Raw genomic sequence first — 15,708 nt, 5'->3', positions numbered from 1 at the left:
TTCAATTCGTCGAGCACATCCCTAGGGCTGGCAGGTCAGCGCCAGCCCATCCAGCGCACTTATAACTTATCGATCTAAAACTCCCGCGATCTCACTGGGTCAGTTTCTGAGTACCCGGCCTTTCAGGCCAGGTGCCGATACCCCTCCCCAACGGAAAAACCGGTAAGGAATTTATGTGCGGATTAGCTGGCGAGTTACGTTTTGACAATCAACCTGCAGATCTTGCAGCCATTGAGCGAATCACCCATCACCTGGCACCTCGAGGCCCTGACGCCTGGGGTTTTCATAGCCAAGGGCCGATAGCCCTGGGCCATCGACGCCTGAAAATCATGGACCTGTCGGACGGCTCGGCACAACCGATGATCGATACCCAACTGGGCCTGTCCCTGGCCTTCAACGGCGCGATCTACAACTTCCCGGAACTGCGAACCGAACTCGAAAGCCTCGGTTATGCCTTCTATTCCGGCGGCGACACCGAAGTGCTGCTCAAGGGTTACCACGCCTGGGGCGAAGCGCTGTTGCCCAAGCTCAACGGCATGTTTGCCTTCGCTATCTGGGAACGCGACGCCAAGCGCCTGTTCATCGCCCGTGACCGTCTTGGCGTGAAGCCGCTGTACCTGTCGCGCACCGGCCAGCGCCTGCGCTTCGCTTCAGCGTTGCCAGCGCTGCTCAAGGGCGGCGACATTAAACCGATTCTCGATCCGGTGGCCCTGAACCACTATCTGAATTTCCATGCCGTGGTCCCAGCCCCACGCACTTTGCTGGCCGGCATCGAAAAACTGCCACCGGCGACCTGGATGCGCATTGACGCGGATGGCCGAACCGAACAGAAAACCTGGTGGACCCTGCCCTACGGCCCACGTGCCGACGAGATCAATCTGACGCTCGAGGACTGGCGCGACCGCGTACTCGACAGCACCCGCGATGCGGTGGCGATTCGTCAACGGGCCGCAGTGGATGTTGGCGTGCTGCTGTCGGGCGGTGTCGATTCGAGCATGCTCGTCGGCTTGTTGCGTGAAGTCGGTGTGGAAAACCTGTCGACCTTCTCCATCGGCTTCCAGGATGCCGGTGGCGAGCGCGGTGACGAGTTCCAGTATTCGGACTTGATCGCCAGGCATTACGGCACCCAACACCATCAATTGCGCATCGACGAAAAAGAGATTATCGAACAACTGCCCGCCGCCTTCCGCGCAATGAGCGAGCCGATGGTCAGTCATGACTGCATCGCTTTCTATCTGTTATCGCGCGAAGTGGCCAAGCATTGCAAAGTGGTGCAGAGCGGCCAGGGTGCGGACGAATTGTTCGCCGGGTATCACTGGTATCCGCAGGTCGATGGCGCTGCCGATCCCTACACGGCCTATCGCGATGCATTCTTCGATCGCAGCTATGAGGACTACGTCGCCACTGTCCAGCCGAAATGGCTGACCGCGAATGACGCCGCCGGCGACTTCGTGAAGGAGCATTTCGCACAACCCGGCGCCGATGCGTCGGTGGACAAGGCCTTGCGTCTGGACAGCACGGTGATGCTGGTGGATGACCCGGTCAAACGCGTCGACAACATGACCATGGCCTGGGGCCTGGAAGCGCGCACGCCGTTTCTCGACTATCGCCTGGTGGAATTGTCAGCCCGGGTGCCGGGCAAATTCAAACTGCCTGACGGTGGCAAGCAAGTCCTGAAGGAAGCCGCGCGCCTGGTCATTCCAAGCGAAGTCATCGACCGCAAAAAAGGCTACTTCCCGGTGCCGGGTCTCAAGCATTTGCAGGGTGACACGCTGAACTGGGTACGTGAATTGCTGCTGGATCCGAGCCAGGATCGTGGCCTGTTCAACCCGGCGATGCTCGACCGCTTGCTGACGGACCCACAAGGCCAATTGACTCCGTTGCGCGGCTCCAAGCTGTGGCAATTGGCGGCGCTGAACCTGTGGCTCAGTGAACAAGGAATCTGATCGATGAAACCTCAAGCCACGGCGTATAACCAACGCCTGTTACGCGGTCAGGCGCCTTCCTACGAACGCTTGCAGGCGCGTCTGGCCGAAGACGGCAGTGAACTCAGTACCGCGCCGATTGCCCTGCATTGCGGCTGGGGCCGGTTGTTGATCGGCCATACGTTCCCCGACCCGACGAGCCTTGCCCAGGCATTGCTCAATGAACGACCGGGCGAGCGCGACATCGCCCTGTATGTCGCCGCGCCTCAGCAAGTACTGGGGCTGGAGCCGGCCCAGTTGTTTCTCGACCCCTCCGATACTTTGCGGTTGTGGTTCAGCGATTACCGGCAGGCGACCCGTGTGTTTCGCGGTTTTCGCATTCGTCGCGCGCAAGGCGATGCCGACTGGCAGGCGATCAATCAGTTGTATCTGGCACGCGGCATGTTGCCGATCGACGCCAGCTTGCTGACTCCCCGTCATCTGGGCGGCCCGGTGTACTGGCTGGCCGAGGACGAGGACAGCGGCGCGGTCATCGGCAGCGTCATGGGCCTTAATCATCAGAAGGCGTTCAACGATCCGGAACACGGCAGCAGCCTCTGGTGCCTGGCCGTCGATCCGCACTGTTCGCGGCCCGGCGTCGGTGAGGTGCTGGTGCGGCATCTGATTGAACACTTCATGAGCCGTGGGCTGAGTTACCTGGACTTGTCCGTGCTGCACGACAATCGCCAGGCCAAAAATCTTTACGCCAAGCTTGGTTTTCGCAACCTGTCGACCTTTGCGATCAAGCGCAAGAACGGCATTAACCAGCCGTTGTTTCTCGGCCCTGGCCCTGAAGCCAAGTTCAACCCTTACGCGCGGATCATCGTCGAGGAAGCCCATCGCCGCGGCATTGATGTGCAGGTCGATGATGCCGAGGCGGGGATGTTTACCCTCAGCCACGGCGGACGGCGGGTACGTTGCCGCGAGTCACTGACCGACCTGACCAGCGCCATCAGCATGAGCCTGTGCCAGGACAAAAGCCTGACCCATAAAGCGCTCACGGCCGCCGGCCTGAACCTGCCCGCGCAGCAATTGGCGGGTAACGCCGATGACAACCTGGCGTTTCTCGACGAACACCAGCGAGTGGTGGTCAAGCCACTGGACGGTGAACAGGGGCAAGGCGTGGCGGTGGATCTACAGACCATCGAAGAGGTCCAGAACGCCATCGAAGCAGCTCGTCAGTTCGACAGTCGCGTGCTGCTGGAAAGCTTCCATGAAGGCCTCGACCTGCGAATTCTGGTGATCGGCTTTGAAGTGGTCGCTGCGGCGATTCGACGGCCCGCCGAAGTGGTGGGCGATGGCCAGCACTCCATCGGCGCGCTGATCGAAGCCCAGAGTCGACGGCGCCAGGCGGCTACAGGCGGCGAAAGCAAGATCCCTCTGGACCCTGAGACCGAGCGCACCTTGCAGGCAGCCGGCTACGACTACGACAGCATACTGCCGCCGGGCGAGCACCTTTTCGTGCGGCGCACGGCAAACCTTCATACCGGCGGGATTCTCGAAGATGTCACCTCGATGCTTCATCCCACGCTGGTGGATGCCGCGGTGCGCGCGGCGCGGGCGCTGGATATTCCCGTGGTCGGCCTCGACCTGATGGTATCTGCCGCCGATCAACCGCAGTACGTATTCATAGAAGCCAACGAGCGCGCCGGACTGGCCAACCATGAACCGCAGCCGACGGCCGAGCGGTTTGTAGACCTGCTGTTTCCGCACAGTCAGCCGGCCGTGTAGCGCCCGATCGTTCCCATGCTCTGTGTGGGAATACAGCCCGGGACGCTCCGCGTCCCTCAAGAGCCGAACTCAGAGCGTTCGTTGATTCATTCCTTTGCTGCGCGTGAAAACGATCCCTCAACTCATCAGGAGTTTCCATGACCCGCCAATACCCGGAACCAGACCTGACCTACCTGCAGAAAGTCCTGCTGGAAATGCTCGCCATTCCCAGCCCCACCGGCTTCACCGACACCATCGTGCGCTATGTCGCCGAACGGCTCGAAGAGCTGGGCATTCCCTTCGAGATGACACGTCGCGGCACCATCCGCGCCACCCTCAAGGGCAAGAAAAACAGCCCGGACCGCGCCGTTTCCGCGCACCTGGACACCATTGGCGCCGCCGTGCGCGCCATCAAGGACAACGGCCGCCTGACACTGGCCCCGGTGGGTTGCTGGTCCAGCCGTTTTGCCGAAGGCAGCCGCGTCAGCCTGTTTACCGACAACGGCGTGATCCGTGGCAGCGTGCTGCCGCTAATGGCCTCCGGGCACGCGTTCAACACTGCCGTGGATGAAATGCCAATCAGCTGGGACCACATCGAATTGCGCCTGGACGCCTATTGCGCCACCCGCGCCGATTGTGACTCGCTTGGCATCAGCGTCGGTGATTTCGTCGCCTTCGACCCGCTGCCGGAGTTCACCGAAAGTGGCCACATCAGTGCCCGCCACCTGGACGACAAGGCTGGTGTCGCAGCGTTGCTGGCAGCGTTGAAAGCGATCGTCGACAGCGGCGAAGAGCTGGCGATCGACTGTCATCCGCTGTTCACTATCACCGAGGAAACCGGCAGTGGCGCCGCGGCGGCGTTGCCTTGGGATGTCAGCGAATTCGTCGGCATCGACATCGCCCCGGTCGCGCCCGGCCAGCACTCCAGCGAGCATGCGGTGAGCATTGCGATGCAGGATTCCGGCGGGCCGTACGACTATCACTTGTCGCGCCACCTGTTGCGCCTGGCCAGTGACAACGAGTTGCCCGTACGCCGCGACCTGTTCCGCTACTACTTCAGCGACGCTCACTCGGCGGTCACCGCCGGCCATGACATCCGCACCGCCCTGCTCGCCTTTGGCTGCGACGCCACCCACGGCTACGAACGCACCCACATCGACAGTCTCGCCGCCCTCAGCCGCCTGCTCGGCGCCTACATCCTCAGCCCGCCGGTGTTCGCCAGCGACGCGCAGCCGGCCAAAGGCTCGCTCGACCGGTTCAGTCACCAGATCGAACACGAGACGCAGATGGAAAGCGATACGCGGGTGCCGTCGGTGGATAGCCTGGTGGGACAGCGATCCAATAACTGATCCGGACTTTAGGTAGCCTGGACTGACGCCTTCGCGGGCAAGCCCGCTCCCACAGGGTCAAGCGCTTAACTGTGGGAGCGAGCCTGCTCGCGAAAGCGATCTATCAGGCAAGGCGTGAACCACAAGCTAGCCCCGACCCGTGATTCGCCGTAGCATCGCGCCATTGTTTAGCCGAGGTGCCTATGCTGATTCCACACGACCAACTTGAAGTCGATACCCTGACCCGCCTGATCGAAGATTTCGTGACCCGCGACGGCACCGACAATGGCGATGACACGCCGCTGGAGACCCGTGTATTGCGGGTTCGCCAGGCATTGATAAAGGGCCAGGCCCTGATTGTCTTTGATCCGGAGAGCGAGCAGTGCCAGCTGATGCTCAAGCATGACGTGCCCAAGCATTTATTCGACTGATTTTTTGTTTCGCGACAGCTTGCGCTGGATTCGCTCGTAGATCTCGCTGCGGTGCACGTTGACATGGTTCGGGGCTTCGATGCCGAAGCGCACGTTACCGCCATTGACGGCAAGAATGCGCACCGAAATGGTGTCACCGATGGAAATCATCTCGCCGACTACACGACTTAGTACAAGCATGGCTTTGGTCCTTCAGGGTTACCGGGCCTTGAAGATGCCCGGTGCACGACGGGCCTACAAGACAGCCACGGTAATCCAGACCAAACCTACAGCCACGCGGCTGCCTTGCTGAAGGAAATGCCTGACACGCCGCCTTAATCAAGGGTCGCTACGTCAGGAGGCCGAGAAGCGCGGGCCGAACAGGATAACGCTTGCCCCGATCACGCACAGTGCCACGCCAAGCCAGTCGGAACCCAGTGGGCGAATCCGCTCGACCACCGCCAGCCAACCAATCGAAGCAATGATATAGATACCGCCGTAAGCGGCATAGGCACGGCCCGCGTAAGTCGCCTCGATGCGCGTCAGCAACAACGCGAACAACGTCAGGCTGAGTAACGCCGGCACCACCCACCAGGCACTTTTACCCTGGCGCAACCACATCCAGAAGGCGAAGCAACCGGCGATTTCGAACAACGCGGCGAGGAAAAACCACAGGTAATTGAGCATGCGAACGTCTCGCGAGGATGGCCGATGGCGGCCACCCTAACGAGGCTGTCGTGTGCGGGCAAGTTCAGCTTGCGGATTGCTTGGCCTTGGCGCGCATCTTGTCGGCCATCAGGGTCATTTCGTTGTAGAGCAATTGCGGGTTTTTCTGCTTGAGCGCCCAGGCCTGGCGGCCCTGTTCGTGGGGCAGGATCATGAACTCGCCGACAGCGACCTGCTGAAAGATGTAATCGGCAATATCGGTGGCACTGATGGGCGAGCTTTCCAGCAACTTGCCAACCTGGGCTTTCATGGCCGGCGTCGGGCCGCGGAAGGAGTCCAGCAGATTGGTCTGGAAAAACGACGGGCAAACCACATGCACGCCGACTTCCTGATGCGCGAGTTCGATCAACAGGCTTTCGGACAACGCCACCACGCCGGCCTTGGCCACGTTGTAGTTGCTCATGGCCGGCCCCTGCATCAACGCCGCCATCGAGGCGATGTTGATGATCTTGCCCTTGCTCTTTTCCAGCAACGGCAGGAAGGCCTTGCAGCCCTTGACCACCCCCATGAGGTTGATTGCGATCTGCCAGTCCCAGTCTTCGAGGGACAGTTCGCTGAAGAATCCGCCAGAGGCAACCCCCGCGTTGTTGACGATGATATCGATACCACCGAACTTCGACTCGCAGGCCTGGGCAAACGCGGTCAGCTGGCTGTAATCACGCACATCGCAACGCTGGATAAAACCGTCACCACCGACTTCGCGCACTTGTTTCAAGGTTTCCTGCAGGCCTGGTTCGCTGACGTCCGACAAGGCCAGCTGCCAGCCTTCGCGCGCCCAGCGCAACGCGATTTCGCGACCCAGGCCGGAGCCCGCGCCAGTGATCATCATGCGATTTTGCATAGCAAACAGCCTTGTTGTTCCGGGGAAGATGCGTCGAGTGTAGCGAAGGAAATTGGCCGCCCCACGCTCTATCAAATTGCTGAATGCCCCGAGCAAACCGCAATCGTGGCTCAACCAACTAACGCGACAACAGATTGATGGGTGGACGATTTTAAAAACCGCAAAAAAACTTGGAATTTTTTGCCCTGCGCCGAGGTCGGATTTTTTAAGCAGCTCGAATAAATGACGTTCCCGCTGACTGATAACAGCTAGGTCATTCCTGAATACTTACAGCAAGGAAACAGATATGGGCACAATACTTCTGATCATTCTGATCCTGTTACTGATCGGTGGTCTACCGGTCTTCCCACACTCCAGAAATTGGGGTTATGGCCCGTCCGGTATTATCGGCGTGGTGTTGGTGGTGATATTGATCCTGTTGTTGCTCGGGAAGATATGACGTTCTGAGAAGACAATAAAGGCTGCAAAAATTCCGATGCCAGTCAGGTAAAACTGACTGGCATCTTTTTTTCAAAGTTTGCGTCACACGTTAGTGAAAATGCCACTGACAGGATCAATATTGCCTGCATAAGGCACACTGGTTCCTGCGGCCTTGGCAACGGTTGCCCAGATCCGCTGCATGTCGACGAAGTCCCGGCCGATAACCGGGTTCCCCGCGTGATGCTTCTTATCGGCTTGCGTCGTGATATTCAGATACCGTCCTGCGCCCTCCCCGCTTTTCAACAATCCGCACGCGCCGCCCATCATGACCAGCGGCATATCAATGGAGTGCTCGGGGGCTCCATCAGCCATTTCGCTGGTGACAATGACCAGCACAGATTCGAGCAAGTTGTGACCGGGCATGTCCGGATCTGCATGCCTGGACAGCTCATCCATCAATTCCTTGACCTGCCGGACGTACCATTGCCGGGTTCCTTTCCAGACGGCTTCCCCAGCGTAACGGTGAGCGCAGTCATGGGGATTTTTGTCGCGACTGACATCAATGATATTGAGTGACTCCGCCGAGCGTCCGATCTGAATGGTGGCAACGCGGGTAATCCCGCAACTCAAGGCGGTGGCCACCACTTTATGGTGGTCGGCCTGTATGCGTGTGCGGTGCTCCGCCGACTGGTAATCCAGGGGCTCGAGCATCACAGGCTCGCATGCCCCCACGGGCGGCCGCGTTGCCTCAAGGTCCTTGATGACCTGCTCGACTGAATCCAGATGGGTATCCAGCTTTTGCCTCTGGCCGGGGGAGAGCTGGTTTTTGATGTCCTGGATATCCGCCAGGGATGCCTCTAACAGTTTTCCAGCGCCAGGCTCCAGTGCGCGTCGAGCTTGAGCTGGCGACTTGAACAGCGATTCGGCCATCAGCATGGGGTCGCGGTAGGGCGTGCGAATCGCTTTGCCCTGAAACGACACGAACCAGGGCGTACCGTCGATCCCTGCGTGGGGCCCGGCAAACAAGCTGCGATGCGAGGGTTCATTACCCGGCAGTGCATTTCCCAAGAGGACGTCGATTGATGACTCACTCTTTTCGCTATCACGCAAAATATAGTTCCAGTTGTTATGGCCCGAGTTGCCTGGCCCCGCAATAATCCCGCGCAGGTACAACGACTGGTTGCGATAAGCCTCCAGCTCTTTACTGACTTCATTCAATGTAAAAGCCGTGGTATCCATCCCCTGTGCAGTGGGATGCCACAAACCGCGCCCATCGCCAAATGGGCCGCCCCGATAGGAGTCCACTGCCGTTCCGTCGGGTATGACTACAATCAAGACCTTCAACAAGGGTTGCTCGGATTGCCCCGCCAATGCCATGCGCGTCAAACCGAATTGGGTCAATGGACCATAGACACCTGCCGCAACCAATCCCGCGAGAAAACGCCGGCGACTTTTCAAGATGTCCATGATCAGTTCCTCTCGGTTTTGTAGATGAACGCGTTGGAAGTCCCCAGGGTTCGCAACATCTCTTCCAGGGAGCCGGATTTTTTCAAGCCATCGGCAATTGCCTTTACGACTCCCGACGTCGATGCGTCCGATTTGCTGCCGAACACAAACCGGAAATAACTGTCGGCCATACAGAACTGGGATGCGGGATGGCGGGGTACGATTTTGGCGATACCGCGAACGTCATTGATCGTCTCTGAGCCGGTCGAAGTTAAAAAGGGACCGGATGCCTTGATCGGCAACATCTGAGGATATTGGTCAAAGTTGTAGGCTTTTTCCTGGGTACGATAACGGCCAGCTGCATCGTAATGCTCCATCGCGGCGCCGGTGTCATTCATGAATTGGTGACATTGCCAGCAGCGCCCTCCTGACGCTTGCTCACCGTTGACCAGATCCCAGCGTTCACGGGTGGTGATGGGCTGAGCAGGAAAAACCGGACCTGTAGGATCTGGCTCAACCGGTGCACCGAACTCACGACAGAACATCTGCTCGCGAATCATGATTCCACGCTTGACCAGTGAGGTGGTCTCGAAATCCGCCGTGGCTGCCTGAGTCAGCCCCAGGTGCAACAACCCGCCCCGTTTGTCGTCCACCGCGACTTTTTGCATCGTGCTGCCCGCGACCCCGCTGATGCCATAATGCGCAGCCAGGTCCTGATTCAGATAGGTGTAACCGGGGTTAAACAACTTATCCAGGGTGCCTGAATCGAGCAGCATGCTTTTGCTCAGCAGGTATTGCTCCTGTGCCATGAGCGCAATCATTGGCTTGGTCAGTCCCGGTTTTTCCTGAACGCCGCGTGCGGTTTTGATGTAGTAGCTGACGAAGCGGTTGAACTGCTCGATACCGCGGTCCGTTTGCATCATCCGCTGAATTTCGGCGGAGATCTGTTGTGAAGTCTGCAGTTCGTTGCGCTGCGCCTTGGCCAACAGTTCGACATCCGGTGTCGTGCCCAGGAACCCGTAAGAAAGTGCTGTTACCAGCTCGAACGGCGTGAGCTTATACACCTTGCTTGCCGTGGCTGACTCCACCCCCAACTCCGAGCGATAGAGAAAATGCGGCGACATCAATAGCGCCGCAATCACAGCCGGGGCCCCTTGCTCGTCGTGTATTTTCTGATAACGCAAACGCTCGGCATCTGTAACGGGACGACGGAACATCTGATAGCCCAGGGAAGTGACCAGGTCGGTGCCTGTGCGAGAGGTTGCCAGCGCACTCAAGCGCGCAGGTGCCACCTTCTCTGCCACCGACAACGCCATGTCATAAAACAGCTTGACGTCCTCGGCCTGCAGAATGCCCTTGCTCGCTTCCCCTGGGTATTTGAAATCTTTTTCCGACTTGTCGGCCGGTAGTTTCTCGGGATTGACCTCGACCCCCAGGATGTCCCGGATGCTGGCGGCATACTCACTGGGCGTGAGCAATCGCAACTGCCGCGCTCCATAGGTCTCGCTTTGGTCCAGGTAGGGTTTCCAGATGACGTCGAACAACTGGTGGCTGATTTCGGTCGCACAGGTGGTGTCGCAGTGCCTCGAAACCGGCATGCTCTTGATCTGATTGACCAACGCTTCACGACCCGCCGCGCTCCAGATCAAGGCCTTGGCCGCACTGTCGAAATATTCGACCGAATGGCACTTGGTACAGGCCCCCGCCAGGACCGACTCGCCCAGGTTCTCGACATGTCGATAGGCGATGAGGGGTAGCTGCCGGTCCTCGCTGGACTCATCAATCACCACCGGCTCCAGTTCCGGCTCCGGTTTTTCCTTGGAGTAAAACGGGTAGATCACCTTGTACTTGCCATAATCGAGGATATGCGTCGTGCTTGCCCCCCACGGAATCTGTATGAGCAGCGGCTCAGCATGACTCTGATCCTCGTTAACCAGACTGATGTGCCATTGGTCATCGGTGACAGAAGCAGGCTTGCTCGGCGCGTTGATCGTGATCTTGACCTCTAGCTTGATCGGCCGCTCGCGGTATCGCAGGTTGATGGCCTGGCTCTTGTTGGTTGGCGATAGCGTGAACGAGGTGTTGCGCACCAGAGGAATCCATTTTTTCACATCATTGAGGCGCAACTGATACTCACCATACGCCAGCCCTTTGAGAATCAGTGCGGACTCATTGTTTAACGGATCCCACGACAGTTGCACCAGTCGGCTATTGCCGTCGGGGGCGATCAGGTAGCCACTGATCATTTCGTCTTCCAGGCCGGGGGGTGACAGCATTGGACGCAGGGCCAGTTCTGTCTCCGGCAGCCCGGTTGCGTCATAGCGCATGCGATAGATGACCCCGGCGACGTCGTCGCTGATCAGCAGGCTGCCATCCGCCAGTTCAAGAAACTCGACGGGACGACCAATGCAAGAGTTGTCCAGGCAATAGACATCAAATCGATCCGGGTCCTGCACAAATCCATTGATCAGCGGGATCTGGTTGACCACGCGCGTACCGCCCTGGATGGTCAGCATTTGTATGTCCATGCCCGGGCGGGCGGTGGAACCCGCACCATGCACGGCCACCAACAAACGTTGGGTACCCGCCGCAGCCGGGTAACCTGACCAGAACTTGACGCCGAGTGGTGCAGTGTTGGTACCCGACTCAAAAGCGGCCGGCACATAGTCAGCGGGGTGGATCTGCTCGAGCGACTTGTCGGACACAATGGCACCGGGTACCAGCGGCGGCTGGATCACGCCCGGGTTCTGGTACTCCTCTTGAGTGAAACCGGGCGTGTCCCTGCCAAACCGATAAGGCACACCGAAATGCAACCCGGGGCCCCGGATGACGTTGACCTCGTCAGGGTTGGGGAAGCCTTGGCGATTGTTATCGCTGAACCAGATTTTGCCGTCCTTGGGATTCCAGTCGAAGCCGACAGAGTTACGCACCCCCATGGCCAGAATCTCCGACTCCCCCGTTTCCAGGGAGTACCGCAAGACCGTCCCATAGCGCTTGTCGGCGGGAATCATGCATAGGTTGCACGGAGTGCCGACCGCCGTATAAAGCCACTTGTCCGACGGATCGACTGGGTTGAAGCGCAACGGGTGTTTCATGTGCCAGATACGAGTGTTCGAGCCGGACGACAGAGGGGGCAAGGGAAATAGCTTGCCGTCGGCCGGAAAATTGAAAACCAATTCCGGTTTCGGGTCTTTGTAATGATCGTCCGCGTTACGCAAGCGATACAGGCCGCCCGTGGTCGAGTAATACAGATCACCGTCGCGATATGCCACACCGTGAGGCTCTTCCAGGCCGCTGGCAATGACATGAATGCCGGTCGGTTTACCCGCCCCGTCCAGTGGCAACGCGTAGATCATGTCGCCGATTTTTCCGTCATAGACGTATGACGGGATGGCGCTGGAGCCGACATACAGGACGTTCTTGCCCATGGCCATCTGCCTGGGCTGGATAAGGCCCTGGGCAAACAACTCGATTTTTATCCCCGGCAAGCCATTGAGCTTGCTCACCTCAACCGGAGGCCGATACTTCACCGCTACCGTTTGCTCGGCCCCCTGCGCCTCCTTGAACGAAACAATGCGCGGGGTGTTCAGCGGGATGTATCCATCAGCGCTGTTCATTACCAGCTGGTAGTCGCAAGCTTTCAGATTATCGAGGTGGATCGTTTCGTTGGCCTTTGCGCTGATCGCAATCTCTTCGGCCTTGCAACGCAGCGTCCCGGTGACCGTCTGATCTGCGCGAGCGACACCCTTCACTGCCGGTTTCAGAGGGGCTTTGCCGCTGAGGGTGGAAAAGCTCAGCGTCAGGCGGTTGCCTTCGAAGCCACCGCATTCACCGAGTTCTTTCCATGCATCCTTCCACGGGCCGCCGACCACCAATGGCTCATAGACCGGCAATTTGCACCACTGCCAACTGCCGACGCCAGATGGGGCCTCGTCATCTTTCCAGCATTCAAACAGCTGGTCGGCATGCTGAACCTGCTGCCCCTGTTCGTAGAGCGCGCCCTTTTCATAAGCAGGCGCTGTACAGGACTGAACTGATGGAGCTGACTCCGATGATCGGGTAAACATCACTAAGGCGATGACAGCGGCGAGCGCCGCAAGCCCCACGAGCCACAGCAAACGAAGCACACCGACAGACTTATTCATGAAGCGAGCCTCACTCGTCAGCCAAGTGTTCAACCCTCGGACAAATCTGTTGATTCAGTGTCCTGCGGTGAACCACCTGAACCGAAGCGGCAGGCAAGAAGGAGCCAAAGCCAACCCCGGCGTTTCTATTGGAATGCCTTCCAACGCGGTTCCACTGCATGACCAATACATGGCACGAAAGCCATAGAGACAGGAACTGACAGACACTCATTCTTGCAACACTGCCCGCTTTCAACGCCGCTGTTGCAGACGTTGGGTCAGGCACTGGAAGCACCTGTATAAAATCCCCAAACCCCCAGGGTGTCTACTGTCAAAGTTGACAGGTTTTACCCTTGGATTCGGCACAGCGCCTTACGGCGAGCATAAAAAAATCCGATGCCTGTACAGGCATCGGATTTTTTGTAGCCCAAGGTCAGGCAGCAAAGCCTGACTGAATACTCAATCAGGTGTGCCGTCGACCACACCAGCGGTGTTGTCGATCAGGCTCTTGGTCGCCGTTTGCAGGAACGCTTCGAGCTTGAGCTTCATCTCGGCGGTGCGCGGAGCATCCGGAATCACCTCCGCCCGAGGCGTAGCGCCCAGTTCGTACTGGTACATCTTCGGCGCCATGTCCTTGTCCTTCGGCAATACCAGGATCTGGTCCGCGGTGATGATCGCGGTGGTCTGCTCGCTGCCCGACGGTTTGATCACACCGAAACCGGTGTCGCCTTCTGGCAGGTTGAGCAAGTCACGACCCCAGCACTGATGACGCACTTCGCCACCGATGCGGCCCATGATGGTCGGCACGATGTCGACTTGAGTGCCCACGGTGTGGTCGAGCGTGCCAAATTTTTCCTGGATGCCCGGTGCGATCATCAACATCGGCACGTTGAAACGGCCCAGGTCCATTTCGGTGATCTGACGTTCGTTACCGAAGCCGTGGTCGCCAACGATGACGAACAGGGTCTCCTTGAAGTAAGGCTCTTTGCGCGCCTTCTCGAAGAACTGACCCAGTGCCCAATCCGAATAGCGCATGGCGGTCAAATGCTCGTTCAAACTGCCACGATCGGTGACGCGTTCGACCGGCAATGGGGTCGGCAACGCATAGGGCGTATGGTTGGACAAGGTTTGCAGCAAGGCATAGAAAGGTTTCTTGTCCTTGCCATCGCGAGCCTTGAGCTCCACCAGGCCACGGTCGAACATATCCTGGTCGGACACACCCCAGGTCGGATCGGAGAACACCGGGTTAACGAAGTCGTTACGCCCGATGAAATTGGTCATGCCCTGGTTGCTGAAGAAACCCGACTGGTTGTCCCAGGCGAAATCGCCGTTGTAGACATACACATCGTCGTAGTGACGGGCGCTGAGCAACTGCGGCAGGCCAGACAGTTTGTGGCTGCCTTCCGGGGTCTGCATCAAGTACTCGAAACCCGGCAGGTTCGGGAAGCAAGCCATGGTGGCGAACATGCCCTGGTGAGTGTGGGTACCGTTGGAGAAGAAACGATCGAACAGCAGGCCTTCCTTCGACAGCTTGTCGAGGTACGGCGTGATGTTGCCCGGTGCGCCCAGTGCACCCACCGAGTGACCGGCCATGCTTTCCATCAGGATCACGACGACGTTCTTGATCGGCAGGGTCTTGTCAGCGGGTGGCGTGTAGTCGCGACGCACGGCTGCGGTGTCGCCATCCACCAGTTTGTCGTCCTTCATGACCAACAGGTCGCGTACAGTCTGCTGCGCCATCGGTTGTGGCAACGTGGCTTTCCAGATGTTGTCGCGATCTTCGGACATCCGGCTCTTCGCGGCAGCCACCAGGGACAGTGTACCGTTGAGGCCCAGTTGGTTGGCGAAGTTGGAATCGGTGGTGTAGACATCACCCCAACGCATTGGCGGGCCCTGACGCAAGGTACCGCGGGCCGCGACCACGCAGATCAACAGGCACACCACGAACACCATGGCGCGCGCGTACCAGGGGGCAACCTGCCGAGTACCGATGCTACCGCCGCTGAAAGGTCCACGAGGACGCGTGGCACGGTCTGCGCCCTTGAACGCGAGGCTCAGGATCCAGGTACCCAGGGCCCAGGCCAGCAGGTAGCGGACCACCGGAAAACCGTACCAGAGCATGCTCATCACGGTTTTCGGGTCTTCCTTCACATACTGGAAGACCAACCCGTTGAGGCGCTGGTGGAATTCACGGTAGAAGTCCATCTCCATCAGGCCCAGGAACAGCGCGATGCTGGCGGTCACCGTCAGCCAGAGACGGAAGAGCCCCCGCGCGGCCATGGCCCGGGCACTGAACAGCGCCAGCACCAACGGAACGCTGAGGTAGACCACCAGGCGCAGGTCGAAACGCAAGCCATTGGCGAATGCTTCGAAAAAGGTCGCGGCCGGTGTGTCGAGGATCATTTCGCGGTTGTAGACGAGCAGCGCGAGGCGCAGCACGGAAAACATCACCATCATGACCAGGGCGCACAACAGTGTGTAGGCCAGATGCGATTTGACGGTCGGTTGCAGCAAGCGACTCGATGCTCGCTTCTGACTCAGGGCGTCCGGAATAGCCATGTCGTTTTTAGGACCCATTGGAAGTTGAAGTTTCAAAAATACAGCTGCGCCCTGCCCTCTGTTGGCCAGTACTCGGCCCCGGGGTTCGCGCGGTGCGCAAATGTTGCACGATCAATCGCGGCATTGCCATTGATTACTGTTCATCGATGGCCGCGCGGGGGGGAATTGTCTTGGAGGCTT

Annotated in this window: 11 protein-coding genes; 5 read left to right on the top strand and 6 right to left on the bottom strand. The window is 58.8% G+C overall.

Annotated elements, in window-relative coordinates:
* The first annotated feature begins 173 nt into the window (after window positions 1-173).
* The 4 genes from CGA21_RS05950 to CGA21_RS05935 all read left to right on the top strand — a co-directional run bounded on the left by CGA21_RS05950 (window position 174) and on the right by CGA21_RS05935 (window position 5,433).
* Window positions 174-1,946 (top strand): N-acetylglutaminylglutamine amidotransferase, encoded by a 1,773-nt coding sequence (locus CGA21_RS05950; RefSeq protein WP_110749745.1) that lies wholly within the window; start codon window positions 174-176, stop codon window positions 1,944-1,946.
* A gap of 3 nt (window positions 1,947-1,949) precedes the next feature.
* Window positions 1,950-3,695, top strand: a complete 1,746-nt coding sequence (gene ngg, locus CGA21_RS05945; protein ID WP_110749747.1) for an N-acetylglutaminylglutamine synthetase — start codon at window positions 1,950-1,952, stop codon at window positions 3,693-3,695.
* Between the two features lie 137 nt (window positions 3,696-3,832).
* Complete coding sequence (locus CGA21_RS05940; RefSeq protein WP_110749750.1) at window positions 3,833-5,023, top strand: osmoprotectant NAGGN system M42 family peptidase; 1,191 nt, start codon at window positions 3,833-3,835, stop codon at window positions 5,021-5,023.
* A 182-nt stretch (window positions 5,024-5,205) separates the two neighbouring features.
* Window positions 5,206-5,433 (top strand): YheU family protein, encoded by a 228-nt coding sequence (locus CGA21_RS05935; protein ID WP_008060849.1) that lies wholly within the window; start codon window positions 5,206-5,208, stop codon window positions 5,431-5,433.
* On the opposite strand, the gene csrA is transcribed toward CGA21_RS05935, so the two are convergent.
* The 3 genes from csrA to CGA21_RS05920 form a co-directional block, all read right to left on the bottom strand.
* A complete protein-coding gene (csrA, locus tag CGA21_RS05930; protein WP_110749752.1) occupies window positions 5,422-5,613 on the bottom strand; it encodes a carbon storage regulator CsrA in 192 nt (63 codons plus the stop codon). The genes CGA21_RS05935 and csrA overlap by 12 nt on opposite strands.
* A gap of 153 nt (window positions 5,614-5,766) precedes the next feature.
* The gene (locus tag CGA21_RS05925; RefSeq protein ID WP_074878904.1) at window positions 5,767-6,099 is read right to left on the bottom strand and encodes a YnfA family protein; all 333 of its coding nucleotides are present in this window, start codon (window positions 6,097-6,099) and stop codon (window positions 5,767-5,769) included.
* A gap of 64 nt (window positions 6,100-6,163) precedes the next feature.
* Window positions 6,164-6,979 carry an SDR family oxidoreductase gene (locus CGA21_RS05920; protein ID WP_188263766.1) on the bottom strand — a complete coding sequence of 272 codons (816 nt, stop codon included), beginning with the start codon at window positions 6,977-6,979 and terminating at the stop codon, window positions 6,164-6,166.
* A gap of 286 nt (window positions 6,980-7,265) precedes the next feature.
* On the opposite strand from CGA21_RS05920, the gene CGA21_RS05915 reads away from it, so the two are divergent.
* Entirely contained in the window at window positions 7,266-7,418 is a 153-nt protein-coding gene (locus CGA21_RS05915) for a DUF3309 family protein (protein WP_110749756.1), read from the top strand.
* Window positions 7,419-7,501: 83 nt separating this feature from the next.
* On the opposite strand, the gene CGA21_RS05910 is transcribed toward CGA21_RS05915, so the two are convergent.
* The 3 genes from CGA21_RS05910 to CGA21_RS05900 form a co-directional block, all read right to left on the bottom strand.
* Window positions 7,502-8,866, bottom strand: a complete 1,365-nt coding sequence (locus tag CGA21_RS05910) for a DUF1552 domain-containing protein (protein WP_188263765.1) — start codon at window positions 8,864-8,866, stop codon at window positions 7,502-7,504.
* Window positions 8,867-8,868: 2 nt separating this feature from the next.
* Entirely contained in the window at window positions 8,869-12,990 is a 4,122-nt protein-coding gene (locus CGA21_RS05905; RefSeq protein ID WP_188263764.1) for a DUF1592 domain-containing protein, read from the bottom strand.
* Window positions 12,991-13,428: 438 nt separating this feature from the next.
* A complete protein-coding gene (locus CGA21_RS05900) occupies window positions 13,429-15,528 on the bottom strand; it encodes an LTA synthase family protein (RefSeq protein WP_110749802.1) in 2,100 nt (699 codons plus the stop codon).
* Window positions 15,529-15,708 lie beyond the last annotated feature (180 nt).

Source organism: Pseudomonas sp. PSB11 (genome assembly GCF_014596605.1).
GTDB classification, from domain to species: domain Bacteria; phylum Pseudomonadota; class Gammaproteobacteria; order Pseudomonadales; family Pseudomonadaceae; genus Aquipseudomonas; species Aquipseudomonas umsongensis.
The sequence above is the reverse complement of the archived record's forward strand: the minus strand, read 5'-3'. Positions and strand labels throughout refer to the sequence as shown.